At 47.5% G+C, this 26,165-nt stretch carries 19 protein-coding genes; 14 read left to right on the top strand and 5 right to left on the bottom strand.

The window, feature by feature from the left end; genetic code table 11:
* Nucleotides 1-31: 31 nt before the first annotated feature.
* Nucleotides 32-1,117 carry a methylmalonyl-CoA mutase family protein gene (locus tag OP864_RS10270; RefSeq protein WP_270098111.1) on the bottom strand — a complete coding sequence of 362 codons (1,086 nt, stop codon included), beginning with the start codon at nucleotides 1,115-1,117 and terminating at the stop codon, nucleotides 32-34.
* 427 nt (nucleotides 1,118-1,544) lie between these two features.
* On the opposite strand from OP864_RS10270, the gene OP864_RS10265 reads away from it, so the two are divergent.
* The 9 genes from OP864_RS10265 (at nucleotide 1,545) to OP864_RS10225 (ending at nucleotide 11,181) form a co-directional block, all read left to right on the top strand.
* Complete coding sequence (locus OP864_RS10265; protein ID WP_270098110.1) at nucleotides 1,545-2,537, top strand: aspartate-semialdehyde dehydrogenase; 993 nt, start codon at nucleotides 1,545-1,547, stop codon at nucleotides 2,535-2,537.
* Between the two features lie 192 nt (nucleotides 2,538-2,729).
* On the top strand, nucleotides 2,730-3,503 hold the full coding sequence (locus OP864_RS10260; protein WP_270098109.1) for an exodeoxyribonuclease III: 774 nt from the start codon (nucleotides 2,730-2,732) through the stop codon (nucleotides 3,501-3,503).
* 31 nt (nucleotides 3,504-3,534) lie between these two features.
* Entirely contained in the window at nucleotides 3,535-4,899 is a 1,365-nt protein-coding gene (locus tag OP864_RS10255; RefSeq protein WP_270098108.1) for an AAA family ATPase, read from the top strand.
* Between the two features lie 2 nt (nucleotides 4,900-4,901).
* The gene (locus OP864_RS10250) at nucleotides 4,902-5,555 is read left to right on the top strand and encodes a DUF4276 family protein (RefSeq protein WP_270098107.1); all 654 of its coding nucleotides are present in this window, start codon (nucleotides 4,902-4,904) and stop codon (nucleotides 5,553-5,555) included.
* Nucleotides 5,556-5,561: 6 nt separating this feature from the next.
* The gene (ruvB, locus tag OP864_RS10245) at nucleotides 5,562-6,587 is read left to right on the top strand and encodes a Holliday junction branch migration DNA helicase RuvB (RefSeq protein ID WP_015692910.1); all 1,026 of its coding nucleotides are present in this window, start codon (nucleotides 5,562-5,564) and stop codon (nucleotides 6,585-6,587) included.
* Between the two features lie 260 nt (nucleotides 6,588-6,847).
* Complete coding sequence (gene rnhB / locus OP864_RS10240; protein ID WP_270098106.1) at nucleotides 6,848-7,465, top strand: ribonuclease HII; 618 nt, start codon at nucleotides 6,848-6,850, stop codon at nucleotides 7,463-7,465.
* Between the two features lie 199 nt (nucleotides 7,466-7,664).
* Nucleotides 7,665-7,985, top strand: a complete 321-nt coding sequence (locus OP864_RS10235; RefSeq protein WP_002657994.1) for an HU family DNA-binding protein — start codon at nucleotides 7,665-7,667, stop codon at nucleotides 7,983-7,985.
* Nucleotides 7,986-8,106: 121 nt separating this feature from the next.
* Nucleotides 8,107-9,000: a tetratricopeptide repeat protein gene (locus OP864_RS10230; protein WP_270098105.1), complete on the top strand. Its 894-nt coding sequence runs from the start codon at nucleotides 8,107-8,109 to the stop codon at nucleotides 8,998-9,000.
* Nucleotides 9,001-9,618: 618 nt separating this feature from the next.
* The gene (locus tag OP864_RS10225; protein ID WP_270098104.1) at nucleotides 9,619-11,181 is read left to right on the top strand and encodes an Rne/Rng family ribonuclease; all 1,563 of its coding nucleotides are present in this window, start codon (nucleotides 9,619-9,621) and stop codon (nucleotides 11,179-11,181) included.
* 218 nt (nucleotides 11,182-11,399) lie between these two features.
* On the opposite strand, the gene OP864_RS10220 is transcribed toward OP864_RS10225, so the two are convergent.
* The 3 genes from OP864_RS10220 to OP864_RS10210 are packed head-to-tail and all read right to left on the bottom strand — an operon-like array spanning nucleotide 11,400 to nucleotide 13,939.
* The gene (locus OP864_RS10220; RefSeq protein ID WP_270098103.1) at nucleotides 11,400-12,560 is read right to left on the bottom strand and encodes a glycosyltransferase; all 1,161 of its coding nucleotides are present in this window, start codon (nucleotides 12,558-12,560) and stop codon (nucleotides 11,400-11,402) included.
* 2 nt (nucleotides 12,561-12,562) lie between these two features.
* Nucleotides 12,563-13,030 carry a helix-hairpin-helix domain-containing protein gene (locus tag OP864_RS10215; RefSeq protein WP_270098102.1) on the bottom strand — a complete coding sequence of 156 codons (468 nt, stop codon included), beginning with the start codon at nucleotides 13,028-13,030 and terminating at the stop codon, nucleotides 12,563-12,565.
* Nucleotides 13,031-13,051: 21 nt separating this feature from the next.
* Nucleotides 13,052-13,939, bottom strand: coding sequence for a porin family protein (locus OP864_RS10210; RefSeq protein ID WP_270098101.1), 888 nt, complete (start codon nucleotides 13,937-13,939; stop codon nucleotides 13,052-13,054).
* 1,108 nt (nucleotides 13,940-15,047) lie between these two features.
* Between OP864_RS10210 and OP864_RS10205 the strand changes: the two genes are divergently transcribed.
* The 5 genes from OP864_RS10205 (at nucleotide 15,048) to OP864_RS10185 (ending at nucleotide 24,532) form a co-directional block, all read left to right on the top strand.
* Nucleotides 15,048-19,616, top strand: a complete 4,569-nt coding sequence (locus OP864_RS10205; RefSeq protein WP_270098100.1) for a T9SS type B sorting domain-containing protein — start codon at nucleotides 15,048-15,050, stop codon at nucleotides 19,614-19,616.
* Between the two features lie 49 nt (nucleotides 19,617-19,665).
* On the top strand, nucleotides 19,666-20,652 hold the full coding sequence (locus OP864_RS10200; protein WP_270098098.1) for a PorP/SprF family type IX secretion system membrane protein: 987 nt from the start codon (nucleotides 19,666-19,668) through the stop codon (nucleotides 20,650-20,652).
* A gap of 540 nt (nucleotides 20,653-21,192) precedes the next feature.
* The gene (locus tag OP864_RS10195; RefSeq protein ID WP_270098097.1) at nucleotides 21,193-22,197 is read left to right on the top strand and encodes a Gfo/Idh/MocA family protein; all 1,005 of its coding nucleotides are present in this window, start codon (nucleotides 21,193-21,195) and stop codon (nucleotides 22,195-22,197) included.
* A 4-nt stretch (nucleotides 22,198-22,201) separates the two neighbouring features.
* Nucleotides 22,202-23,083 carry a hypothetical protein gene (locus tag OP864_RS10190; RefSeq protein ID WP_270098096.1) on the top strand — a complete coding sequence of 294 codons (882 nt, stop codon included), beginning with the start codon at nucleotides 22,202-22,204 and terminating at the stop codon, nucleotides 23,081-23,083.
* A gap of 30 nt (nucleotides 23,084-23,113) precedes the next feature.
* Nucleotides 23,114-24,532 carry a sugar transferase gene (locus tag OP864_RS10185; RefSeq protein WP_270098095.1) on the top strand — a complete coding sequence of 473 codons (1,419 nt, stop codon included), beginning with the start codon at nucleotides 23,114-23,116 and terminating at the stop codon, nucleotides 24,530-24,532.
* 61 nt (nucleotides 24,533-24,593) lie between these two features.
* Here OP864_RS10185 and OP864_RS10180 read toward each other — a convergent pair whose 3' ends face one another.
* A complete protein-coding gene (locus tag OP864_RS10180) occupies nucleotides 24,594-25,961 on the bottom strand; it encodes a pyridoxal-phosphate dependent enzyme (protein ID WP_270098094.1) in 1,368 nt (455 codons plus the stop codon).
* Nucleotides 25,962-26,165 lie beyond the last annotated feature (204 nt).

Raw genomic sequence — 26,165 nt, 5'->3', positions numbered from 1 at the left:
GAAATAAAGAAAAAACTAACGAAATAATACGCTAGGCTTTCTCTAAAAACTGTTCCCAACTCGCCTTAACCAGCATTTGACTGTATTTTTCAATATAATAGGCCCCCGCAGCAGGGTCTTCTACCTCATTAAGATGACTCTCTAGCTGTAGCAAATGCTGAGCATTACGAGCAATCCGGCGAGCAAAAGGACGCTGCTCGGCCGTACCCAAAATAGGCAATTCCAAACTATTAACCTGCCCAACTGCCGCCGCCAAAGCCTGCGTACTATTGGCGATCATTTGCCAATACAAATCTTCTTTGCGCTCGGCCACTACCGCCTGCGCATGAATCCAAGGCCAGCTCACTTTCTCTAGCCCCTGAGCTTCTAATACCCCCAACCAAAGCCGCTTAAAGGCCCGAATGGCCGAAATAGAACGGAAGTAATTCTCCTCCAATTCAAAGTTGATCTGAAAATAATGCTGGGCATCCCAAGGGGGGGCTCCTGCAGCCCGCAACTCCTCAAAGGCAAATTTAATCTCCGTCAAGGCATCCGATAAAGCCGTAATAGCCCCATCTTTCAAGCAGATGTTAATCTGAAACGCCCGCAATTTAGGATAGGTGCCTCCATACAATTGCTGCCAAGATAAAGCCTGAAAACTATTGCCGCTCAGCAAGAGGTCCAAATCAGAAGAGTAGCTAAAACGCCCCAACTCCCGCAGATAATCCTCTGCAAAAATCCCTAAGGCCTCTCCCTGCATCTTTAGGCTAATCATATTCAAATGAACACCCTGCAAAACCTCTTTAATATCTTTCCCTTTGCCTTTCTGAAAGTCCAAAATAAGCATATTGGCCCCGCCATTCAAGGCCTCGGCCACGGCTTTTTTACTAGCGGCCAAATCACCAGCTACCTCAATTTTTTCAGCAATAGCCCAAGTTTTAGGCGCATTTAAGCTAGGCAAACGCAAGGGCGCCACCTCTTCCTTTCGGTAAAAAGGAGCCATACTATAGCCCTCTTCAATGCTTTGCTCTAGCTCCTCTAAAGGCTTTCCCTTTAGGTATTTTTCAATGCTGGCCTTCCATTCTTCTGTGCTAAGGCCCTCAAATTCAGACCAATTGATTTTATTCTCTACAGACATAGTTGATAGTGCTTTCGGTGGGGGAATATTGGGGGTAAAACAATCTTTATGCGCTTACAACATTTTTAAGGGGAGGGTTAAGCCTCTAATTTAAGAATTAGTCGCTTAAACTTCTAAATTCTTAGTTCTAACTTTTTAAGCTGTCCTTAGCTTGTCCTTTTTGATCGCTCATTTTTTCTTTTTATTTGTTTTTTTGGGGCTGCCCCGGCCTTTGGCCGGGTCGGGCTGTTTCGCAGCTCGCTATTCGCTCGGCCCTTCGCCAGCAAGCTGGCTCGGTCTGGCCTGCGGCCACTGCTGTCCATCCCTCAGCCTGCGGGCCTTCGGCCCTGCAAAACCGCAAATTGGCAACAGTTTTCAAGCCGTTTGCCCCCAAAGCCAAAACTTCTTTTGTACTTTTGGCTTCTTATCATTTGCAAAATATATACGCATGAAATTAGCCCTTGTCGGTGCCAGCGGAATGGTTGGCCAAGTGATGTTGAAACTCTTAGAAGAACGCAATTTTCCAGTTAGCCAACTCTTGCCCGTGGCCTCTGCCCGCTCCAAAGGCAAAACAATCCGCTTTAAAGGCCAAGATATTCCGCTGCTTTTGGCCGAAGAGGCCCTGACCCAAAAACCCAATTTGGCCCTTTTTTCTGCCGGCGGTAGCGTTTCGCTAGCACTAGCCCCAAAATTTGCCGCCATTGGCTGTAAGGTCATTGATAATTCTTCGGCTTTCCGCATGCAGCATGATAAACCCCTCATTGTGCCCGAGGTCAATCTGGACCAACTCAAAGCCGATGACTTTATTATTGCCAATCCCAACTGCTCAACAATTCAGCTATTGTTGGCCCTTTGGCCCCTAGAAAAAAAATATGGCCTAGAACGAGTTCTGGTCTCTACCTATCAATCTATGACGGGAACAGGCATGAAGGCCCTCCAACAATATCAAGAGGAGTTGCAGGGCAAAACGCCCCAAAATCCCGCCTACCCCCACCCCATTTTTGAAAACTGCCTGCCCCATTGCGATGTTTTTGTAGAAGATGGTTATACTAAAGAGGAAATCAAGCTGCTGAACGAAAGCCGCAAAATCATGAATTTGCCCGAGCTTCGGCTCAGCGCCACGGCGGTCCGTGTGCCCGTTATGGGCGGCCATTCCGAAGCCGTAAATATTGCCCTAAAAACGCCCTTCGAGCTCGCCGATATTCGAGAATTGTTGGCCCAGTCTCCAGGCGTAGTGGTCCAAGATAATCCCAGCGAAAACCTCTACCCCATGCCACTTTCGGCCAAGGGAAAAGATGAGGTTTTTGTGGGCCGCATCCGCCGCGATTTTTCTCAAGAAAATGGCTTGCATCTTTGGATCGTTGCCGATAACTTGCATAAGGGCGCGGCCACCAATGCCCTACAAATTGCAGAAGCCCTCATTGAAAAGGGCTGGCTGTAAATGGTCCAAAAAGGCCCAGCGCTGCGCAGCGGTGGCCGAAGGCCAGACCAAGCAAAACGAGCGCTAGCGAAGTTTTGCGCAGGGCCGAGCAGACCTGCGAGCCGCGCAGCATAGCGGCGGCCGACCTAGCCGAAGGCTAGCCGGCCGCGGGCCCCAAAAAAAACAAAACATCAGTAAAATTAAAAGCAAGAAATGAAAGTACTATCCTACAATGTAAATGGACTAAGAGCTGCAATTCGGAAAGGTTTTGTGGATTGGGTGAAGGAAAATGACATTGATATTATTGGCCTGCAAGAAGCTAAGGCTTTGCGCGAACAAGTAGATTTGGAAGAGCTGCAAGCGGCTGGTTATGAGCACATTTACTGGCATGCGGCCGAAAAAAAAGGCTATAGTGGAGTAGTCGTTTTGTCTAAGGTAAAAGCCGATTTGGAAGTGCAGGGCATGGGCATCGAGCGCTTTGATAAAGAGGGCCGAGTTTTGCGCCTAGATTTTGGCGATTGGACCCTATTGAACTGCTATTTTCCTTCGGGTACATCGGGCTCTGTCCGCCAGGAGGTCAAATATGATTTTCTGGATAGTATTTATGATTGGGTGCAAGAATTGAAAAAAGAGCGGCCCAAAATTTTGCTGCAAGGCGATTATAATATTGCCCATGAAGAAATTGATATTCACAACCCCAAACGCAACCATAAAACCTCTGGTTTTTTGCCCGAAGAGCGGGCTTGGATGAGCAAATGGCTAGAAGAAGGCGGCTTTGTAGATAGCTTTCGGCAGTTGCATCCCGAGGAGCAAAAATTTAGCTGGTGGAGCATGCGCTCTAAAACCGCAAGGGCCAACAACAAAGGCTGGCGCATCGATTATCAGTGCGTTTCAGAAGATTTAGTGCCTGCCATCAAAGGCGCTGAGCTGTTGAATGATGCCGTACATTCTGACCATTGTCCCTGCTTAATTGAGCTGGATATATAACCCTTTTTAATCTACTTTAAAAGCCACTACTATGATTAGTAAAATAGCCATTAGCGGTTTTAAGTCCTTTCATAACTTTGAAATGGATTTGGCTCCTTTTACGCTAATCGCAGGAGCGAACAGCTCGGGAAAAAGCAATCTATTTGATGCTTTAGCGCTCATATCGGCTTTAGCTAACTCTTCAAATTTGAAGACTGCTTTTGCGACTCAAAGAGGGGAGCTAATCGAGCTATTTACGCAGTATGCGCCAGACATTTATGCAGAAGAAATGTCTTTTATCGTAGAGGTTTTACTAGATCGTCAAATTACGGATTCTTGGGGGCAAACGGTAGATTTAGACTATACTCGTTTGCGTTATAGCTTAAAAATCAAGCGCTCAACTGATGAAAATTCTATCAGCTCCTTGCGTGTTTTAGAAGAAAAGCTAGAGCGCATTTTGGTCAAGGAAGATGCTTGGATAAAACATTTTGTTCCTGGAAAAAAAGAGCATTGGCGGCCTAAAAGTATAGGCCGTCAGCTCCCCTTTATTCAAACTAAGGGCGATTATTTACAATTGGAGGAAGATGCTAAAGGCAGCCGCGACAAAAGGTTTCCTTTAAAACAGGCCCAACGGACCATTCTTTCTACAGTAGATACTATTGATTACCCACATGCACTAGCCTTAAAAGAAGCGTTTAGCTATTGGCAATTTCTTCAGCTTCAGCCAGAAGAATTGCGAAAAGCAACAGCCAAAGCTGCTGCTCAAAATGTTCTGGGCCAGCAAGGTCAAAATATGGCTGGAAACCTACAACGACTCATCAATAAATCGCCTAAGCTGTTAGCTAAAATCAGGCGGAATTTCAATCGTTTTTTGCCCCATTTTATAGACTTAGAAGTAGTCGAAGATCAGCTGAACAAGGCTTATGTTATTCGCTTGCAGGACCAGAATAAACAGTGGTATTCAGCCAAGTTACTCTCTGAAGGAACCTTACGCATTTTGGCTCTCTGCATTATGTTGGCCGACCCCATGAGACAGGGCCTGCTTTGTTTTGAGGAGCCAGAAAATGGCCTGCATCCTGCTCGTATCAAAGATATGGCAGATTTGCTGGAGAAACTGACGACTGATTTTAAGGATAAAGAGGAAAAGCTTCAACAACTCATTGTCAATACCCATTCGCCTCTTTTTGTACAAGAAGTGTACGAAAAGAAAAGTCTAGGCAGCCTGATTGGCTTGGCTCGAATTAGCAGTCGACTAGATATTTACCAAAATAAAAATGTAAATTTTAACCATAGCCAAATTCTTCCTATAAACTCTCCAATTAGGCCACTTCTTAAGGGCGTAAAAGCGATTAGTCTAAGAGAACTAAACGATTATCTAGGTACTCGCATAATTGCAAATGAGCCAAAGAAGCACTAAATATGGAATATCTGATTATTATACTCGCAGCAGAAGGCCCTACCGATTATCGCTTTTTAAAACCCTTGTTAGAACGCTATTTGTCCCAGCTAGATCTTCGTCGCCCAATTGAGCTTCAAATAGAAGAAGTTACCAAAAATACAGGCGGTAGTTTCTCAGACTATTTAGCTAAAATTGATACAAAAGCAGAGGAGTATGCCGCTAATTTTATTGTTCTTCATCAGGATGCAGATGCCAATGAGTTGAGCGATAAAAATCAACAAATAAAAGATCGTTGGGCGGCGCAAAGTTCTGCTTACTCACTGGTCGCGGCTATCCCTGTTAAAATGATTGAAGCCTGGTTGCTTGCCGACCCCATTCTACTCTTAGAAAAGGGATTGGGAGAACCGCTCCCAAAAAAACCAAAAGATCAAAAACAGCGTTTAGCCGAATTAGGACTCAGCCACCCTCCAGAATCTATTGTAGATCCCAAAGCCTTTTTGAGCGCTTTAATAGGAAAACTATTAGGCCCCAAAGAAGTCAATGAAACCCTGAGCGACCTATATAATTTACTGGGCAATCAATTATCCTTTGATGCGCTAAAAAAACGACCTTCTTTTCGAGCTTTTGATCAGCAAATGAAAAAGCTACTTACAGATCAGCAGCTAATGAATTAACCAACTATGCGTAACGAACACCTCGATCCCACCAACGATAATTTCTCAGAACAAGAGAATAATATAGAGAAGGCGCTACGGCCCCAACTCTTGCAAGATTTTACCGGCCAACCCAAATTGGTCGAAAATCTCCAAATCTTTATTCAAGCCGCCAAAAGAAGGGGCGAAGCCCTAGACCATGTGCTCTTGCACGGCCCTCCCGGCCTCGGAAAAACCACCCTCTCGCTGATTATCGCCAATGAGCTGGAAACCGAAATTAAGATTACTTCGGGCCCCGTGCTCGAAAAACCCGGCGATCTTGCGGGCCTATTGACCAACCTAGAGGAGGGCGATGTCCTTTTTATTGACGAAATTCATCGCCTCAATACGGTGGTGGAGGAGTACCTCTATTCGGCCATGGAGGATTATCGCATCGATATTATGCTGGATACGGGACCCAATGCCCGAACCATCCAAATTCAACTCAATCCCTTCACTTTGGTGGGCGCAACTACCCGAAAAGGCTTGCTCACGGCCCCTATGCGCGCCCGTTTTGGCATCGATTGCCTGCTCGATTATTACGATTTGGCCACCCTGATCAAGATTATCAAGCGCTCGGCTCAGATTCTACAAGTGCCCATTACCGAGGATGGCGCCAACGAAATCGGCCGCCGCTCTAGAGGTACGCCCCGTATCGCCAATGCCCTGCTCCGAAGAGTCCGCGATTTTGCCGAAATCAAAGGAAATGGAACCATCGATGCCACGATCGCCGCCTATGGCCTCGATGCCCTACAGGTCGATAGCCAAGGCCTCGACGAAATGGATAATAAGATCCTGCGTGTGATGATTGAACACTTTAAAGGCGGGCCCGTCGGCCTAACCACTATCGCTACCGCCGTGGGCGAAGATGCCGGCACGATCGAGGATGTTCACGAGCCTTACCTGATCCAACAAGGCTACCTCAAACGCACGCCTAGAGGCCGATCGGTCACCTATAAGGCCTATCAACACCTCAATTTGGCCGCCCCCGGAGAAGAAGGGGAGCTCTTTTAATCTGATACTGTTTTGGGGCCTCCGCCTCGCTTCGCTCGTCGGCGCTACGTTCCGCAGCTCGCTGTTCGCTCGGCCCTTCGCCAGCAAGCTGGCTCGGTCTGGCCTTCGGCCACTGCTCCACATCGCTAGGCCGTTTGGCCCTGCGGGCCATGGCTGCCGCATCGGTTACTCCCTTTGGTCGTCGAACTGCGGACTAAAGTCCTTGTTGTGGCCAGGCGCTGCGCGCCTTCTGGACCAAATTCAATTAGACTATAATATAGATGTCAAACTTAGCATTTTCTTATCAAGATACTTTAATAGAAGCGGGCTGCGATGAAGCGGGCCGCGGCTGTTTGGCGGGGCCTGTTTTTGCCGCCGCCGTAATTTTAGATCCCAAAATGGACCTCAGCGAGCTCAATGACTCCAAAAAGCTAAGCGCCAAAAAACGAGAGGAGCTCCGAGAAATTATTGAAGAAGGGGCAGTAGCTTGGGCCGTGGCTCAACTGAGCCCTGCAGAAATTGATAAGCACAATATATTGCAGGCCTCTTTTTTGGCCATGCATCGGGCTTTGGACCAACTAAGTACAACTCCCCAACTCTTATTGATTGACGGCAATCGCTTTCGGCCCTACAAAGAGATTCCACATCATTGCATGATTAAAGGCGATGGCCGCTTCCTCAGTATTGCCGCCGCTAGCATCTTGGCCAAAACCCATCGCGACGAATATATGCTCCAACAAGCCGAAAAATATCCAGAATATGGCTGGAGCAGTAATAAAGGCTACCCCACCAAAGCCCACCGAGCCGCTATTGCCCAATTTGGCGCTACGCCCCTACACAGAAAAAGCTTTCGCCTCCTGCCAGAAGCAGAACAGAAAAAACTGTCATTTGAAGATTAAAAAATAGAGTCTGTCGAATAAAATAGATTGAACAGCTTTTTAAGCTATTGATTTATAAGGGCTTATTTAGCAAATATTTAAGGCGCACTAAACTAAAAAGGATGGACTTTTATTCGCTTTTTATAAAAAAAATGCGACATTTGCCCACACTTTCAGAATATTACAAATTTCAAGAACCGCTTTAAATAGATAGGAGAGCATGAGAAAAGCTGATTTGGTAGCTCGTATCGCCGAGAAAACAGAAATCCCCAAGGTTGATGTTTTGGTAACACTTGAAGAATTCTTCAAGCAAGTTAAGGATAGCATCGCAGAAGGCGAAAACGTCTACGTTCGCGGTTTCGGTAGTTTTATTGCTAAAAAACGCGCCCGCAAAGTGGGCCGCAACATTAAAGCAAACCGTGCCATTGAAATCCCCGCACACTATATCCCCGCTTTCAAGCCTGCAAAAGTATTTGTAGAAAAAGTGAAAACAAACTTGAAGGTAGAAGAAAAGGAGCAAAAAGAAACAGTTTCTAAATAAGCTGATTTTTTAAGCAAGAATTTTTCAAAGATGGACAAAACCTCTAACTAGCCCGTTTGTTGGCTAAAAGGGTTTTGTCCATTTTTTTTAGGGGACCGTCAAGGACCAAAAATAAAAAGTTATGAATGCAAAAACTTGGCAGTGGGCTGCCGTTACTATCGCCATCTTGAGTTTTATCGGATTGATTGCCTTGGGGAGAACCACCCCCAACAAAAAGAAGGTAGATGGCCAAGACCCAGAAACCGATAGCCTTGCCTATACCGATGATGTTTTGATGGCTGGTGCTCGAGCCGCCCTCGATAGTAGCCAATTGGCCTATATGAATAGCCTAGAGCAAGAGCTCAAAAAAGCCCAAGACCCAGAACAAGAAATCCTTAGGCTCAAACTCCTCTCTAGAACCTGGAATGAGTATAAAAATTTTGGCGCAGGAGGCTTCTATGCCGAAAAAGTAGCCCAGCTCTCTCCAGATGCCGAGGCCTGGAATATTGCCGGAAGCACCTACAGCATCGCTTTCAATAAAGAAAAAGCTGATGTGAAGCTAAAACAGTTTTTGGCCCGCAAAGCTATCTCCGCCTTTGAAAAAGCCATAGAACTGGCCCCAGATTCTGTCAATTATGCCATCAATGAAGCGCTCATGTATATTGACCTCGCTATGGTAGACGCCTCTGTTATGCCCATGACGGGCGCCCAAAAGTTATTGGCCCTAGACAAAAAATTTCCCAATAACCTCAAATTGCAAATGCAAATGGGCCGCCTCTCCCTAAACCGTACAGGCGATATCAAAAAAGCAATTCCCAGATTCGAAAATGTAGTGGCCCTAGCCAAAAACGAAGAAGTCAGCGAAACCCTTCTGCTCGAAGCCCATTTCTCTCTGGTTGAATGCTATAAAAAAGAAGAAAAGCCCGAAAAAGTCCTCGAACACTACGACGCTTGCATCGAATTAGCAAAAAATCGCCCCGATTTAGCCATTGAACTGAAAAAGGGTAAGCAGAATTATGAAAATAATAGAAAATAAGTAGTAGATTTGCAGCCCAATATGTTGGGATGCTTCCCAATACTATTTATGAATTTTAACTTTTATCTAATTTTATAAAAAACTAACGCCTATGCCATGTGGAAAAAAGCGTAAGAGACATAAGATTGCTACGCACAAAAGAAAGAAGCGCCTTCGTAAAAACCGTCACAAGAAGAAGAAGAAGTAATTTCTTTTTGTAGATGGATGGGCATGCTTCCTATCTATATAGAATTGTTGGCGGATCTAATTTAGGTTCTGCCTCTCCAATATTTAGGGTAAGCTGGCTTTGTTCAACTTACCCTTTTTTTGTAGCTCCAACCGCCTAAGGAACTACAAAATGGCCGCCCCTACCTGAGTGGTCCTACTGCCCGCCTTAATTAGCTGTTTGTTTATTTAAGCCTAACTCATAAAAATGCCTTTTTTATGAGTCGTTCATATATCTGGCTAGCCACAAAAGAGTGACTGGCCACTACCGAATTTTGCGCCAAGCCCTTGGCGCTTCGCTTTTTATCAAACAGAACGCCTCGAGCTCATTGCCAATGAGCTCCTTATGGGCCATAAGCTTCCTAGCCAATTCCTTGGCAAAAAAGAAAAGGAAGTCAATAAATATATATCATTTTGGAAAAAGAGTTAATCATCAGCTCAGGCGGCAAAGACACAAGAATTGCCCTGCTTGAGGATAAAAAACTGGTGGAGCTCCACTATCAAAAAACAGTCAATAGCTTGGCTGTTGGAGACATCTACCTTGGCCGTGTGAGCAAGTTGCTGCCCGGCCTCAATGCGGCCTTTGTCAATATTGGCCAAAAAGGCAAAGACGCCTTTTTACATTATACCGACCTCGGCCCAAAACTCCGCTCGCTCGTTAAGTATACCAATGGCGCTATTAGCGGAGGCCAAGAAAGCCATCTTCTCGATAACTTTAAGATGGAGGCCGATATCCCTAAAATGCCTAAGGGAAAAATTACTAATGTACTGAAGAAGGGCCAGCTCATTATGGTCCAAGTACTCAAAGAACCGATCTCTACAAAAGGACCCCGCCTCTGCTGTGAAGTAACCATCGCTAGCCGCTACCTGGTCCTCAACCCCTTTAGCGAAACAATTGCCGTTTCTAAGAAGATCCAATCTGAAGATGAACGCAATCGCCTGAAACTCCTGATCGAAAGCCTGCGCCCCAAAAACTTTGGCTTTATTGTGCGCACCGCCGCCGAAGGCCGCAAAGTGGCCGACCTGCATGAGGATATCCAACAATTGATGGCCAAATGGGAGGAGATCTATAAACAAATGCACAATGCAAAAGGCCCCGTTAAATGCCTGAGCGAACTCAATAAAACGCAAACTCTTATTCGCGACTTCTGGAACGATGACTATAGCCGAGTGATCGTAGACGATGAAGCCATTTATGAGGATGTTGTTGAAGAACTCAATAAGGTGACCGATGGCAAGAAGGATTTGGCCAAACTCTATAATGGCCAACGCCCACTCTTTGACCAATACGGAATCACCCGCCAAATTAAGGCCTCTTTCGGTAAAACAGCCACTATGTCTAGCGGCGCCTATATCGTCCTAGAACATACGGAAGCCATGCATGTGGTTGATGTGAATAGTGGCCACAAAATGAGTAGCAACGACCAAGAAAAGAACGCCCTTCGCGTTAATCTTGAAGCCGCCGAAGAGGTGGCCCGCCAACTCCGCCTCCGCGATATTGGTGGAATTATTATTATCGACTTTATTGATATGCGGCAGGCCCCGCACCGCAATGAGCTCTTTCAGCATATGCGAAATGCCATGAGCAATGATAAGGCAAAACATACCATTTTGCCCCTCAGTAAGTTTGGCCTGATGCAAATTACCCGAGAAAGAGTCCGTCCGCAGGTTAATATCCAAACGACCGAAACTTGCCCTAGCTGCCAAGGTACGGGCAAGGTTCAACCTACTCTGCTCATCACCGATGATATCAAAAGAGATCTGGACTTTGTGATGAAGTCGCAAAAACCCAATAAGGTGACCCTACTGGTCCACCCCTTTGTTCAAGCCTATATCAAAAAAGGCTGGTTGCACAATCTGCAAATCAAATGGTGGAGAGAATACAAAAAATGGATTAATGTACGAGCCGATAACGACTTGCCCATTACTTCCTATAAGTTGTATAATGAAACGAATGACGAAATTCGTCTAAGCTAATCAAAAAGGCCTCAGCTATTGCTGAGGCCTTTTTTGCTCTAGGGCCGAAGCCGAGCAGCTAGTAGCAAAGCCGCAAGATGTGCGGCCTAGTGCTGTGAAGGGGTGGCCGAAGGCCAGACCCAGCTTTTGAGCGAAGCGAAAAAGCGCAGGGCCGAGCAGACCTGCGAGCCCCGCAACATAACGCCCGCAGCTTGCTGCGGGAGGCCCCAAATCCTCCCCTATTTTTCGGGAATCTCTACCAATAGCTCATCAAAAGCGGCTACCATGGCGGGCCAAGCATAACGCTTTTTGGCCGCTTGCAAATAGCTTTTGAAGCCATCGTTTTGGTCGTACTCAAAGAATTGCAAGATGGCGTCCGCCACGGCCTTGGGGTTTTCGGGCGGAACCACATAGCCCGCCTTGCCATGAGGCACGATTTCGGGCAAACCACCCACCTCGGTCACCAACATGGGCCGCTCAAAATGATAGGCCAGCTGAGAAATGCCGCTTTGGGTGGCCCGACGATAGGGTTGCACCACCAAATCCGCCGCACTGAAAAATTGGCCCACCTCTTCTTCTGGAATAAAATCATTGTAGAGCTGTAGGCGATCGCCCAGTTGCAGGCGCTCTATTTGCTGCCGAAAAGGAGCCTCATCCTCATAAAATTCTCCTGCTACCAAGGCCTTGATGTTATATTGAGCCAAACGAGGATCGCCCAGGGCCTCTAGCAAAATATCTAAGCCCTTGTATTGCCGAATGAAACCAAAAAAGAGCAAATATTTGCCCTCGGGATCTAGCTTCAACTGCGCTCTGGCCTCCGCCTTGGGCAATAAAGGCCCATAGCTATCATAGACCGGATGCGGATGAAAATGCGCCGGCCGAGGGGCAGGCAAAAACTCCTGAATATCTTGAACGACCTTCTTCGATAGGGCCATAAAGCCATCTAATGGGCCCACAAAATAGCGGTTGAAAAGCGCATCGCCAGGGCGGCTTTCGTGAGGAATCAGGTTGTGCACCAGCCCTAGTAGTTTGGTATTGGGCGAGTACTTCTTGACGATCCGCAGGACGGTCCCGAAACTAGGACCCATAAAAGGCAACCAATAAGAGACAATCAGAACATCGGGCTGGCTTTTGGCGATCTTGCGGCCTACGGTCCACCAATTGAAAGGATTGACCGAATTGAGGCAGACCTCAATGTCTAAATCTGGCGCCTTGGCCGTAGAAAACTGGCTTTTGCCCGGAAACAAAAAACTGGGATACTGTAAACTAAAGCTATAAATTTTCACCTCTCGCCCCTCTTCTATAAAGGCCTTGGCGAGCCGCTCATTAAAAGCAGCCAGCCCGCCCCGCAGGGGGTGGGCTGGCCCAAGAATAGCGATTTTTTCTGCTTGCTTAATCATGTTTAAGATTCGGCGATGAATTGTTGTGCCTGTTCCTGCCAATTATAGCGTTCTAGGCGATTTTGAAAACCCGAAATTTCAAGATCTAAAGCCTTTATTTCCTCTGGCCCTAGCTCGGCCAACTGCTCAAAACGATGAATACCCGCAGCCGCCAATTGCTCCGCCATCACTTTTCCGATGCCCTTAATTTGGCAAAGGTCATCTTGGGCGGGGGGTTCCTCTTCAGGGCTGGGGCTGGTTTCTTCTTGGGCAGCCTCTTCTTCTTGGGGGGCGGCTACTTGCTGCTCTGCCAACTGGTCCAATCGTCGATTCAATACATCCGAAAGCTCATCAATGCGGCTTTCTAAGGTTTCCAGACGATCTTCCAGATGTCCATAAACACGATGCTCAAACTTTTGGAAAAGGTCCTCCATCTTCTCATAGCGCTTCTGCAGGTCCTTTTTAATCATTTTCTTGGCCTTTTTAAACATGGGATCTTGGTTTTGTAGGGCCTAAAACTGCAAACCGACAAAAAACTGCAAGCTAAAGTTGCGGTCAAAGTCATCTCTTAGGATGAAGTTGCGGTTGTCGTCTAGACGCTGTTGTTCTATATCATAATTATTATTCGTAATATCAAGGAGACCATAATAGGCCCGAGCCCCCATTCTCAACCCTTTGGTAAAGTAGTAAGAGGCGCCAAAGTTGAGGCCCATATCAAAGTAGCGGTAGGCGGGTCCATCTTTTTCATCAAAGAAATAGTAGGCGCCCAAATCTGCCGGATAAGTAATGCTGCGCTGGTCCAATTGCCCCGTTCTTGTAAAGTCACTATTGAGCTCGCCAGCCGCATCGGTCAAATAACTATGGTCCAAATTGATTTCTACAAAGTCATCGCCCAAAACCGCATCCTCGCTAAGGTCTCCATACTTTAATATACCTAATCCTCTAGAAGAGACCAAAAAAGAAAAGCTCGGTCCAAAATCTAATTGCAATTTGTCCTTAATTGGGCGGACATAAAACAAGATCGGAACCTCTACATAACCATTGGTAATATTTACGGACTTTACCCGGCTTTGTCCCTCAAAGGTTTCACTAAGTTCTGGGATGCTCAAGTAGGCATTATCTGCCTCAAAGCGGTAGCGGCTCCCCCGCTGAGAAAAGCCCAATTCTGCCGCCAAACCTATACGTTCATTGATCGGAACCTCTACGGTGGCCGAAATATGCACCTTGGTGGCCCAACTATAGCCATCTAGGCTTTCGCCCTGGTCATTCTCTTCCGCAGGCCCCATGATGGTCCCAATATTGGCCCCCGCCTTAAATCCAAAACGAGCATCAATTTGCGCAAATAAAGCGGTCGATAAGCTGCTAAGCAAAAAACAGCAGAGTACTAAGAAGTTTTTCATGATCATGATTTTAGTTTAGGAGCCTAAAGGTACTGCGAAGAGATTTAAAATAGAATTTTTTTATACAAGGCCTTTGATTTGGGGCCTCCGCTGCGGCCTGCGGCCTTGCGGCGCTACGCTTTGGGGCTCGCAAGTCTGCTCGGCCCTTCGCCAGCAAGCTGGCTCGGTCTGGCCTGACGGCCACCCCGCCGCATCGCTAGGCCTGCTCATCTGTCTTTTTTCTTTTGGCGTTCTTCTTCGGCGGCTGGGTAGTTTTTGGCCCATGGCCCTAAACAACTTCCTGTTTCTAAAGGCAGGAAAGAGAGCAGCCAATCATCGCCTAGGGACAAGCCCCTAGGCGATGATTGGCCAAATCCTAACAGGCTAAAGGCCCAAATTTTATTCTAATACACAAAATCCTGAACAGTCCCAACACCAGACCTAACTAGTTTACCGCCAGACCTAACTAGTTTACTTCTAGACCTAACTTTTGCCTTTTTTCATTTTGTTGCGTTTTTTAAGTTTTTAACAAAATTCTAACAATTGGGCATAAAAAAAGGCGCAAAACCTAGGTTTTGCGCCTTTTTCCCTGGCCGAAGCGGGAGGTCTAGTTTGAAAATAGCTGTTGAGCGGCCCAGCGCTGCGTAGGGGTGGCCGAAGGCCAGACCCAGCCGCCGAAGGCGGCGCAGGGCCGAACAGACCTGTGAGCCCCGCAGCATAGCGGCGGCCAGCTTGCTGGCCGCGGGCCCCAAAACAAAAAATAAGGCCCTAACAATCAAACTATTAAAAAGCAAGACATCCGCTAGGGCAGAAATAAGAGTATAAGTAGAAGGGAATAAGCCTAGGCCAAAAGGGAAAGACGAACTATTTTCTGTTAGAAGTTTAATTTTTTCTTAACTTAGCTCAGTAAAATAGGGCCTAGACAACAGCCCAAGAGCAACAAAAAGCAAGCAGAGCCACCTACTGCTTGCTTTTTATTGGCTTAAAGTCATTTATTAACAAATAATATCTTTTTATGAGATTATTTTACACTATGCCAAAGCGGAAAAGCTGGCTAGCTTTAATACTCTTTCTTTGCCTGCCTTTTTTGGCTTGGTCGCAAGGCCGCATTGAGGTCAGAGTAGTGAGTATGTCTGTAGCTAACAACGTAGACTGCGACGGCTTTTTGAATGGAGACAGTGATTTTGTCTTTGAATTTTTGGCCACAGATAACACCATTGGTTTGGTCAATAACAACCCTGCAGCCATTGGTGTGTTGGGTGATTTTAACTATGGGTTTCGGAATGGGGACAATGGGCCTTGGACCGTTAATGCCCCTAGTGGAGATTTGCGGCCCAATGATGGGATATTTTTTAACCAAGAGTATATCTGTCCTGCAGATGTGCCCAGCCTCATCAATATTGATTGGCGGGGCTATGAAAATGATATCTTGGGCTTTAACTACAGCTTGACGGGAACCAGCTTTGATGAGGACCTACAAACGATGAATCAAGTTGGGGCTATTGCCGTGCCTGCTGTAGGGGGAGTAAATACCCAAAGCTTTACCGCCACAGCTACTGATGGTTGTGGGAACCAGAGCTATACTTTAGTTTTGGAGGTAGAGCATTTTGCCTTGCCCGTTACCTATTTGCCTGACGCTATTTGTGCGGCACCCATGCTCAATTTGAACCAAACCTATACTTATGGTTGGTGTCCAGCAGTTACTTTAGAGCCCAATGAGCCCAATGCTAGTGATGTGACCGATAATGGTTCGGTTTGGTTTGCCTTTACGGCTCCTGCTTCTGGAGAAGTACAGATTACCACCGACCTAAGCGGTACGGAGATTGGGACCTATATGCAGTTTTATCATGCGGCAGATGGGCATGGCTGTACGGTAGGGAATAACCTGAATACAGCTGCTCAAGTAAAAGATAAATTTGAGTACCTCTCGCATTTAGAGTTCTCGGATGGGACAGATGGTTTGGGTTTAGATCCTGAGGCAGAAATTGAATTTGATGCTTGTGATCCGGTAGGAGGCGTGAGCTACCAAAAGCTACATCCGGGCGAAGTATATTACGTTCAGCTCACCTCTGATGATGCTGGAGAAAGAGGCTGGGTACAGGTCCGAATCAATGATTTGGGTGGTTCTTCGCCCCCCAATGTAGAGGATATTCCCTGTACGGCTCCGCAAATTGCCTTGGGCACTAGCCCTATCTCTTCGGGGGCCAGCTCTACGCCTAGCATTACCCTAGACTTTGACTGTGCCTTTGATGGTGGAAACGATTATGGCGAAACAGGAGCGGCGCATACCAACTCCAATCCTGAGAACTATCATGCCTATGATTATGATCATCCCGCCAGCAATAACAACACCGTTAATGAATCGGTTTGGACGCATTTCACGGCCCCCAATAGTGGTCGCGCTTATGTAGAAACCGACTATACGGGATCCGTCTTTAGCGAGAACATCGCCTTTTTTGGACCAGATCCTCGCTTTGCGCCTGGTACCCCTGGAGATTTCTCCTGTGCCAACCTCACTAACCTCGATGCTGCCGATGGAGGCCGCAATGGGGTGTTGGGCAATGCCCAAGAAAGTGCTATTGTCTATAGAGAATGTATGGAGCCCGGTTATGAGTACTATGCCATGGCCGACCCCGTTAGTGGGCTTAACCCCTTCAATGACCAATTTATTGCGGTTTGGGCCTATGATCCCTCTGTGGATGAACCCTTAGAAAACCCTCCACCCAATGATATTCTTTGCCTTACATTACCTGATCCCTTCTATAAGATTCCCGTTCAGTTAATCGGGCAACCTCCTCTCCCCTTTCAGGCAGTAGCAGGAAGCAACGAACGCGCCTGTATTGAGCGTTTGGCGGGAGAGCCCGTTTCTGACCCCAACCCTGCTAATCGCGCAGATCAGACGGTATGGCACTACTTTACGGTTCCGCCTTCTGGGGTAGTAGAAATTCGCTTGAGAGCTTATACCAACCTCAACCGCTTGAACTATGCCATCTATCCTTTGCTCAATGGCACGGATTGTTATGGCGGTTTGCAGCCAGCCACTTATACCAGCACAGGGGCAGCCAACGGTGGCGCACTAACGCCCATTGCTTCTGGCCATACCGACTTCAACGGCTCTACGATTAGTCTTTGCTGCCTAGAACCAGGTACCACTTATGCCCTTCAGTTGGATGGTGGTGCTCCTGGTGACCAAGGCCAATACATCATCGAATATATCGAGGAGATTGAGGTTTATGCTGGCGACTCTCAGTATGAGACCGAGCAAGGCGATACCATTGCCTTTAATAGCATGGACACCGCTTATATCTGCTATGGCGATAGCATCTTCCCTTCTGTTATGCTAGATCCTTTGGGCCAAACTACTTCTGTAGTGCCTGGCTGTTTGGATGTGGGCTTTATGCTGCATAATACCTTCCCTATTCCCGATACGATTGCCAACATTGGCTTTATGTATATTGACTCTACCCGAGACAGCTCGGCTTATTTTGTCAATAACACCAACAACTCGGGCAGCATGGGCAACCCGCTTTTCAACCAAGTCTACTATGTATCTGCAGTAGCTGATGAAGATGTGAGTTGGGGAGACTTAACTTGCCCAAGTGCAAGTATGGAAAATGGAGCCCCTCTGGTCTTCCTACAGCCCTTGAATATTGTTACGGGCTACGATCCCAACAACTGTACAATTAGCCTAACGCTTTCTGGTGGTTTGCCCGCCTATGATGGTAGCAGCTACGACTATCTATTGGTCAATAGCTTTGGCGATACCATTCAGGGACAGGCCTTGGCCAACCAAACTGTTAGCCTCCCTATTTTGGGAGCCGATATTTATGATATCTATATCAATGATGGCGTCAACTGCACGGCCCAATCTAGCGTCAATGCCAGTCCTTGTAATGACCCTTGTTTGAGCGATCCTATCCGCTTCTTGCCTAGCCCAATTGATAGTACGGTCTATCAATGTCAGGCTGGGGGTAATGTAGCCACGGCCACGGTACTCATCAATGGTGGATATCCTGCCCAGAATGGATCGGACTATACTATTGTCGTAAGTGGATCTTCTGTAGCAGGCCAAAACGGTAGCTATACCGTAGCGGGCTCTGGAAACGCCACGGCCATTTCATTCAGCTTTGATGTAGCCGATGGCGATCTTTGGAGCTTGGCCGTTAGTGATAGCAGTGCATGTACGGATACCACTAGCCACCTATTTACCTATGATCAGACCAACTGTCCTGATTTCTGTGTAGCGAATCCAGTAGTCGCTAGTTCTGGCTACAACTGTTTCCCTACAGGCAGTGCTTTAGTAGAGGTTACCCTAGGGGGTGGAGCGCCTTCTATCTTTGGCTCTAACTATACCGTTAGCGTTTCTGGCTCGACGGTATTTGGACAAAGCTACAGCAATGCTCAGATTGCTGGGACTATTGGTAGTACTAGCTTCCTCTCTTTCTTGGTGAATGATGGCGACAGCTGGACCGTTACGGTCATTGATGACAATGGCTGTACTGATACCCTCAGCAGTACCTATATCTTTAATAGTACCAACTGTCCGATTAGCTGTGATTCGGTGCCTTTGGCCATTACGCCTTCTAGCTACAACTGTAATCTAGACGGTACCGCAGAAGTCACTATTGATATTACAGGCGGTACGCCTTTCTTTGATGGTTCTGACTATAGCTTGACCATTACAGGCCTAAGCACTGGAGACAATGTCTTGAATACGCCAGTAGCAGGCAACATTGGTGCTTCGGCCACTTATAGCTTTACCGTAGCTGATGGCGACATCTGGCAGGTCTTTGTGGAAGACATCGAAGATTGTCAGGAGACGCTCATCGATACCTTTGCCTGGAATGCCACCAACTGCGGCAACATCTGTACAGCCGCAGGCTATACGCCTGTCTTAATCAATGGCGGATCGGATTCGGTCAGTTATGATTGTGATGGCCAAGGCAATGCGATCTTGTTCTTAGAACTTACGGGTGGCTTGCCTGCAGCAGGAGGTCCCAACAACCTCTATACGGCAACTGTTACGATCAATGGCCAAACGACTAGCCAGCAGGCGCTCTATAGCGGCGGCTTTGCTAGCCTGGGGCTCAACTTGACTTCTGGCGATGACTGGAAGGTGGTCCTTACAGATGCTTTAGGTTGTTCTGCCGATAGTATTGAGGCGACCTTCCAAGCGGTTACAGCCGTAGCCACTAGCGATGCTGGTTTTGAAATCTTGGTAGGAGAAGCCGTTACCCTAGATGGTACAGGTAGCCAAGGAAACATTACTTCTTATCTCTGGACCCCCATGACGGGCCTCAATGATCCCACTCAAGCCACAACCATTGGCTTCCCAATTGAGACCACCACTTATAGTTTGGAGGTAAGAGATGATAATGACTGTGTAGACTACGATAGCGTGACCGTTAATGTGGGCGCTTGTGTGGCCCAGCATTCTGGCTTTACGCCTAATAATGATGGCGTCAATGACCTTTGGGAGATTCCTTGCTTAGGTTTGCTAGAAGGCGACCTAGAGGTTTATAACCGCTGGGGGCAATTAGTTTACCGCAAGGAGGCTTATGATAACAGCTGGGACGGTACCGACTTCCGTTCTGGGGCCAATTTACCTGATGCCACTTACTACTATGTGCTCAAGGTGAACTACCCCTCTCAGCCTAATCCGGTTCTCTTTAAAGGTACGGTGACCATTATCCGTTAATGTTTTGAGAAGGCGCCCTTCGGGGCGCCCTCTACTAAATTCATAGCTTATGAAACGTTTTTTCTTTACGCTATCGCTACTGCTGCTTTTTGGCTGGCAGGCAGAGGCCCAACAAGAGCCTCTTTTTGCGCAATACAATAATAATAGCTACCTCATCAATCCTGCGGTGGCAGGCTCTAAAGGGATTCACTCGCTACAGCTCTTTCATCGCTGGCAGTGGGTGGCTTTTCCTGGGGCCCCCCAAACTTTTGGCATCAATTATCAGGGACTCATTGGCCAATCGCATGGCGTTGGGGGGCTTATTTTCTCTGATATTACGGGACCTTCTCGCCGTTTTGGAATGAAGGGTTCTTATGCTTTTCATTTGCCCGTGGGCGATGATATGCGTCTATCGATGGGCCTAGCGGGCCGCATTGTCCGCCAGCGCGTCAATACCAGCGAGATTACTTTTGTCGATGATAATGACAATGCTATCAATAACGGCAGTGAGGCCGTTACAACTGGCGATGCCGAATTTGGCATTTACTTTTATGCCCGCAACTTTTTTGTTGGGGCCTCGGCGCCCAATTTGGTCCAATCTAAATTGGATTTTGCAGGCAGCAATGCCACGGGCCGCGACCCTATTGGCTATAATTATCGCCATTATTTTGTGACCGCAGGCTATAAGTTTTTCTTTGATGACCAAGAGATGAGCCTAGAGCCTTCTATTATGCTTCGTTATACCCAAGGCCCCCGCCCACAGATTGATGGCGGAATTAAGGCCACTTTCTTGGGCGACCAATTGGGCTTTGGCGTTTTTTATCGCTCGCCGGGCTTTTTGTCTTTCCAAGCTCGCTTTGTTTTTGACAAGCAGATGCCGCTTTTGCTCTCTTTTGATGTGGCGACCAATAATTTCCAGAATTATAGTGTAGGCGCTACGGAGGTCAATTTTGGCTATGACTTTGGCGGCCAACCCTTTTATGGGCCCGCGGGCCAGGCTGGTCCAGATATTCCCTCTCTTCCCTCTTCTTCTGAAGATCGAAAAGGAACGCTTTAATGATTTAAAAGGTCGCTGCTTTGCAGGGGCCTTTTTTTTGGGGGCCTCCGCCTCCCTTCGGTCGTCGGCGCTACGTTTCGCAGCTCGCTATTCGCTCGGCCCTGCGGCATGACGGCCTGGGTCTGCGGCTTCGCCGCACTGCTGCACATCGCTAGGCCAGTCGCTTCGCTCCTTTGCGGCGGCTTCGCCGCCTGTCTGCTGCAAATGGACCAGCCTCCCCCAAGGGATTCCTTAGGGAATCCCGCAGAGGGGTGGGTGGGCGGGGACATATCAAAGCATGAGGAGCGCAGCGACGAATACCACTTATACGGTTCTACAGGCCCGAAGGGCCGCAGGCTGAGGGGCTGGAGCAGGGCCGCCAAAGGCGGCAGACCGAGGCGCTTTGCGCCGAAGGGCCGAGCGAGCAGCGAGCTGCGCAATGGCCCGACCCGAGCGAAGCGAGGGGCAGCCCCAAGAAATTCTAAAAAAGGAGCTCCTTCAGTTTAAGGAGAAGAGCGCTGCGTTTTAGTATCTTTGCGCCAAACTATAAATACTAAAAGGATGCAGAAGCTAAAAATTGGCCTCTTGGGTGCAGGCCATCTCGGAAAAATACACCTCAAATGTTTGCAACTACTACCCGATGTTTATGAGCTTGTCGGTTTTTATGAACCGCAGGCCGAGCGGGCTGCCAGCATTGCCGAAGAACTGGGCCTAAAGGCCTACGACCATCTAGATGAACTGATTGCAGCCGTGGACGTAGTGGATATTGTAACGCCCACTAGCAGCCACTTTGAAATGGCAAAAAAAGCCATTGCAGCAGGCAAACACATCTTTGTAGAAAAGCCCATTACCCAAACACTAGAAGAGGGCAAAGCCCTTTTGGCCCTAGCCCAAGAAGCCGGCATCAAGGGACAAGTAGGTTTTGTAGAGCGTTTTAATCCCGCCTATTTGGCCATGGCCGAGCAAGATATTTCGCCCATGTTTATCGAGGCCCACCGATTGGCCCCCTTCAACCCCAGAGGCAATGATGTTTCTGTTGTTTTGGACCTCATGATTCATGATCTGGATATTTTGCTCAAATTGGTCAACTCGCCCGTGCGTTCGGTACAAGCTAGTGGCGTAGCCATTGTGAGCCCAGCCGAAGACATTGCCAATGCTCGGATAGAATTTGAGAACCGAGCAGTAGCCAATATTACTGCTAGCCGCATCTCTATGAAAAGCATGCGTAAGTTTCGCCTTTTCCAGTCAGATGCCTACATCAGTATGGACTTTTTGGAGAAGAAGAGCGAGCTCATCCGCCTATACGATAGCCCTGAGGGGGTAGAAGAGGCCGACCGCCTCATGGCCCTAGAAACCCCTCAAGGAGAACGCTATTTGTTGGTGGACCAGCCCGAGACGCAGGCCGTTAATGCCATCAAAACCGAACTGGAGCTCTTTGCCAAAAGCATTATCGAGGATACAGAGCCAACGGTTAGTTTAGAAGATGGCGTTAAAGCATTAGAGCTAGCCTACCAAATCTTGGCGGCTATCTCGGCACATCGCCAAGCCATACAAGAACAATTTTAGAAAAATGATGAAACAACTGAGTCTATTCCTTTTTAGCCTTCTTCTTTTTAGTGCCTGCAGCAAAGACCGCCAGGTAGCCGTACCCGCCTATGTTTGTGTGCCCAGCATACAACACACCCCAGGCGACCCTTTTGTAGAGGGCAGCAGCCAACACAACTTTGAGGATGCCTGGATTGCCGTCGATGGTCAAATTATAGGGGCCAACAACCTCCCCACCACCCTAGCGGCCATTTTGGGAGAAGGGCCCAACTATAATGTAAGCATTTATGCCGGCGTTCCTAGCGATGGGATTTCGACCCACCGCATCATCTACCCCTTCTTTGATCCCTATGAAGTAAATATGGAACTAGAAGCAGGGCGGATAGATACCGTCTCCCCCAACTTCCAATACAATGATGAGGTCGAGTTTTTCATTGTAGAAGATTTTGAGAATGCGGGCGTAGCCTTTGGCGAAGACCGCGACGCCTTTGCCGACAGCTATCTAGAAAAACAAACAGATGATGTTTTTGAGGGGGATTACTCGGGACAAATGCTCTTGGATACTGCCCATTGGGAATGTTATGTAGCCACCTCTTTTCGCCTTTCTGATTTGCAGCGGCCCAATACGGCCACCCCTGTATTTCTAGAAATGCACTACAAAACCGAGGAAGTGATTTCGGTAGGCCTGATTGCTCATTATGATAATGGCTTGCCCGATGAGGTCTTTGTCAAAGGAGGGGTTAACCCTAGCGATGGCTGGAAGAAAATCTACTTTGACCTCACCGAAGATATTTTCACCTTAAATGCAGCCCGCTACACCCTCATTTTGCGTGCTGCCGTCAGTGATTTTGAGGAAAATGTCAGCCCCAAGGTATACCTAGACAATATTAAGATTCTACATTTTTAAGGAAGGTTTTCCTTTTTATAAGTTTGCCACATGAAAAAGCAAGCCCTAGGGCTCTGGCTCTATATTTTACTAGACTACTTAACGGCTACCTTTGCTTGGTGTCTATTTTTTATCTTTAGAAAAATAGCCCTAGAGCGAATTGCTCCCTTTCATTGGGATTGGTTGTGGAAAGACCCCAACTTTATTTTCGGGTTCTTGGCCATTCCGCCCGCCTGGCTGCTTCTCTATGCCCTAACCGATAGCTATCGCAATATTTATCGGATGTCTAGAACCACGGAATTTCTCCGTAGTCTGGCCAGTATTTTCTTGGGGAGCCTGGTTCTCTTTTTTAGTATTCTGCTCAATGATTTGCCCAATTATAGCGAGGGCTATCGGGCCTACTATGCCTCTTTTGGGGCCTTATTTGGGCTGCAGTTTGTCCTGACCTTTTTGGCCCGTATGATTTTATTGGGCCGAGCGCATGCTCGGGTGCAAAAAGGCGAAATTCGCTTCAAGACGCTGCTCATTGGGAGCCGAGAGCGAGCCGCCCAGCTCTATGCAGAAATTGAGGAAGGGCAAACGGCTGGCTACTATGAGTTTGTAGGCGCTCTGGCCCTTAATGAACAGCCCTTAAACTATGGCCTGCCCTATTTGGGCCAAATAGAAGAGCTAGAGAACGTATTGCAAGAGCAGGAAATTCAGGAGGTGATTCTGGCCCTAGAGGCCGATGAGCAACAACAGCTCAGCTTTTTGCTCAACAGCTTGGCGGGTCGGCCACTACTCATCAAGGTGAGTCCAGAAATGTATGAAATTCTCTTGGGCAAGGTCAAAATGAGTAATGTCTATGATGCCGCCCTCATTGAGATTTCGCCCAAGTTTATGCCGCTTTGGTTTAGCGTACTCAAAAGAGCAATTGACCTCATCAGCTCTAGCCTTTTTCTGCTCATTTTTGCCCCCCTCTATGCCTATATTGCGCTGCGAGTACGGCTTTCTTCTGCTGGTCCAATTTTCTATTTGCAAGAGCGGGTGGGCCGAGGCGGACAGCCCTTTTTCATCTATAAGTTTCGCTCTATGTATACCGATGCCGAGCAAAATGGGCCACAGCTATCTAAGGATGCCGACGACCGCTGCACGCCCTGGGGCCGCATTATGCGCAAATACCGCCTAGATGAATTGCCGCAGTTTTGGAACGTCCTCAAGGGCGATATGTCCTTGGTAGGCCCCCGGCCCGAACGGCAATTTTATATTGACCAAATTGCCCAAAAAGCCCCGCATGTCCGCCACCTCCAAAGGGTGCGGCCAGGCATTACCTCCTGGGGCCAGGTAAAATATGGCTATGCCTCTAATGTAGAGGAAATGATTCAGCGCCTAAAGTATGATATTCTCTATATCGAAAATATTTCTTTGGCCCTCGATATTAAGATTCTTTTTCATACCGTGCTGGTTATCGTAAAAGGAGAAGGCAAATAAGGGCATAAAAAAAGAGGATGATCAACTGATCATCCTCTTTTCATTTTTAGATAAGCCGCAATTAGCCAATCGTCTGGATCATATCATATTTGGTAATGATATGCGGAGTTCCCGCCTTATCAATAGCAATAACTGCAGGCGTTTTATGGTTAAAATAACCCCCTACCTTCTTTACCGATAGTTCCAAATCCACAAGAGGGAAGGGCGCACACATGATTTCGCTCAAGGGGCGCTCACTGTTGCTCATTGGGTTTTCAAGCAAGCAGCTAAGGACCAAAGTTTCGGTAATAGCGCCTACAATTTTGCCCGCCTCATCGACCAAAGGCAACTGAGAAAGATCATGCTCTTTCATAAATTGCAAAGCTTCCTTAACGGTTTGGCTGCTCTTGAGGGTAAAGAAATCTGAATTGTCTTTTTTAGCAATTAGGTCTTTCACCTTGAGCTCATCTTCCAAAAAGCCACGCTCGCGCATCCACTCATCGTTAAACATTTTGCCCACATAACGGCTACCGTGGTCATGGAAAAGCACCACCACCAGATCATCTTCTTTGAGCTCGCTAGCCAATTGCTTAACGCCCATAATGGCCGAACCAGCGGAGTTACCTACCATAATACCTTCTTGGCGAGCCAATTCTCTGGTCCCAATCGCAGCATCTTTATCGGTCACTTTCTCAAAGTGGTCAATGATGTCAAAGTCTACATTTTTAGGCAAAATATCCTCGCCAATCCCTTCCGTTACATAAGGGTAAATCTCTTTTTCATCAAATTCGCCTGTTTCATGGTACTTCTTAAAAACAGAACCATAGGGATCGATTCCCCAGATTTTGATATTGGGATTTTGCTCCTTGAGGTAGCGACCAACGCCAGAAATCGTTCCGCCGGTCCCTACACCTACTACAAAGTGCGTAATTTTTCCTTCCGTTTGTTCCCAAATTTCAGGACCCGTGCTCTCATAATGCGCTAGGCGGTTAGAGAGGTTGTCATATTGGTTGCACCAAAAAGAGTTGGGAATTTCCTTGCTCAATCGCTCAGCTACAGAGTAGTAAGAGCGGGGGTCTTCTGGCCCCACATTGGTCGGGCAAACAATTACCTCGGCCCCTACGGCCCGCAAAATGTCTACCTTCTCCTTAGATTGTTTATCTGTTGTGGTAAAAATACATTTGTACCCTTTTACAACTGCCGCAATGGCAATGCCCATCCCGGTATTTCCAGAGGTACATTCAATAATGGTCCCTCCAGGCTGGAGCAAACCCGCTTTTTCCGCATCTTCCACCATTTTTAGGGCCATGCGGTCCTTGACCGAGTTACCGGGATTGGTGGTTTCTACCTTCGCCAAAACTGTGGCGGGAACCTCTTTGACAATTTTGTTGAGCTTGACCAATGGCGTGTTGCCAATGGTTTCTAGAATGTTGTTATAGTAGCCTGCCATTTTCTTTTTTTTGATTAAAATGAACGCTTTAAGGGCGCAAAATTAGGCTTTTATATGCAGAATGCAGACTTTTAGGGCCTTAGAATTCTTTTCTCTTTCCTTTGGGGCCTCCGCCTCGCTGCGCTCCTCGGCGCTACGTTGCGGGGCTCGCTATTCGCTCGGCCCTGCGGCCTGACGGCCTTGGTCTGCGGCTGCGCCGCCCCC

Source organism: Saprospira grandis (assembly GCF_027594745.1).
GTDB classification, from domain to species: domain Bacteria; phylum Bacteroidota; class Bacteroidia; order Chitinophagales; family Saprospiraceae; genus Saprospira; species Saprospira grandis.
Note: the sequence above shows the minus strand (reverse complement) of the source record. Positions and strands in the feature narration are given on the sequence as shown.

What these genes read in the sequence shown, in the direction of transcription:
- OP864_RS10220 (WP_270098103.1), bottom strand. Translation starts at nt 12,560, where the DNA reads ATGATTAAGCAAGCAGAAAAAATCGCTATTCTTGGGCCAGCCCACCCC.
- OP864_RS10250 (WP_270098107.1), top strand. Translation starts at nt 4,902, where the DNA reads ATGGAATATCTGATTATTATACTCGCAGCAGAAGGCCCTACCGATTAT.
- OP864_RS10215 (WP_270098102.1), bottom strand. Translation starts at nt 13,030, where the DNA reads ATGTTTAAAAAGGCCAAGAAAATGATTAAAAAGGACCTGCAGAAGCGC.
- OP864_RS10205 (WP_270098100.1), top strand. Translation starts at nt 15,048, where the DNA reads ATGTCTGTAGCTAACAACGTAGACTGCGACGGCTTTTTGAATGGAGAC.
- ruvB (WP_015692910.1), top strand. Translation starts at nt 5,562, where the DNA reads ATGCGTAACGAACACCTCGATCCCACCAACGATAATTTCTCAGAACAA.
- OP864_RS10235 (WP_002657994.1), top strand. Translation starts at nt 7,665, where the DNA reads ATGAGAAAAGCTGATTTGGTAGCTCGTATCGCCGAGAAAACAGAAATC.
- OP864_RS10180 (WP_270098094.1), bottom strand. Translation starts at nt 25,961, where the DNA reads ATGGCAGGCTACTATAACAACATTCTAGAAACCATTGGCAACACGCCA.
- OP864_RS10265 (WP_270098110.1), top strand. Translation starts at nt 1,545, where the DNA reads ATGAAATTAGCCCTTGTCGGTGCCAGCGGAATGGTTGGCCAAGTGATG.
- OP864_RS10185 (WP_270098095.1), top strand. Translation starts at nt 23,114, where the DNA reads ATGAAAAAGCAAGCCCTAGGGCTCTGGCTCTATATTTTACTAGACTAC.
- rnhB (WP_270098106.1), top strand. Translation starts at nt 6,848, where the DNA reads ATGTCAAACTTAGCATTTTCTTATCAAGATACTTTAATAGAAGCGGGC.
- OP864_RS10200 (WP_270098098.1), top strand. Translation starts at nt 19,666, where the DNA reads ATGAAACGTTTTTTCTTTACGCTATCGCTACTGCTGCTTTTTGGCTGG.
- OP864_RS10230 (WP_270098105.1), top strand. Translation starts at nt 8,107, where the DNA reads ATGAATGCAAAAACTTGGCAGTGGGCTGCCGTTACTATCGCCATCTTG.
- OP864_RS10270 (WP_270098111.1), bottom strand. Translation starts at nt 1,117, where the DNA reads ATGTCTGTAGAGAATAAAATCAATTGGTCTGAATTTGAGGGCCTTAGC.
- OP864_RS10190 (WP_270098096.1), top strand. Translation starts at nt 22,202, where the DNA reads ATGATGAAACAACTGAGTCTATTCCTTTTTAGCCTTCTTCTTTTTAGT.
- OP864_RS10195 (WP_270098097.1), top strand. Translation starts at nt 21,193, where the DNA reads ATGCAGAAGCTAAAAATTGGCCTCTTGGGTGCAGGCCATCTCGGAAAA.
- OP864_RS10210 (WP_270098101.1), bottom strand. Translation starts at nt 13,939, where the DNA reads ATGAAAAACTTCTTAGTACTCTGCTGTTTTTTGCTTAGCAGCTTATCG.
- OP864_RS10260 (WP_270098109.1), top strand. Translation starts at nt 2,730, where the DNA reads ATGAAAGTACTATCCTACAATGTAAATGGACTAAGAGCTGCAATTCGG.
- OP864_RS10255 (WP_270098108.1), top strand. Translation starts at nt 3,535, where the DNA reads ATGATTAGTAAAATAGCCATTAGCGGTTTTAAGTCCTTTCATAACTTT.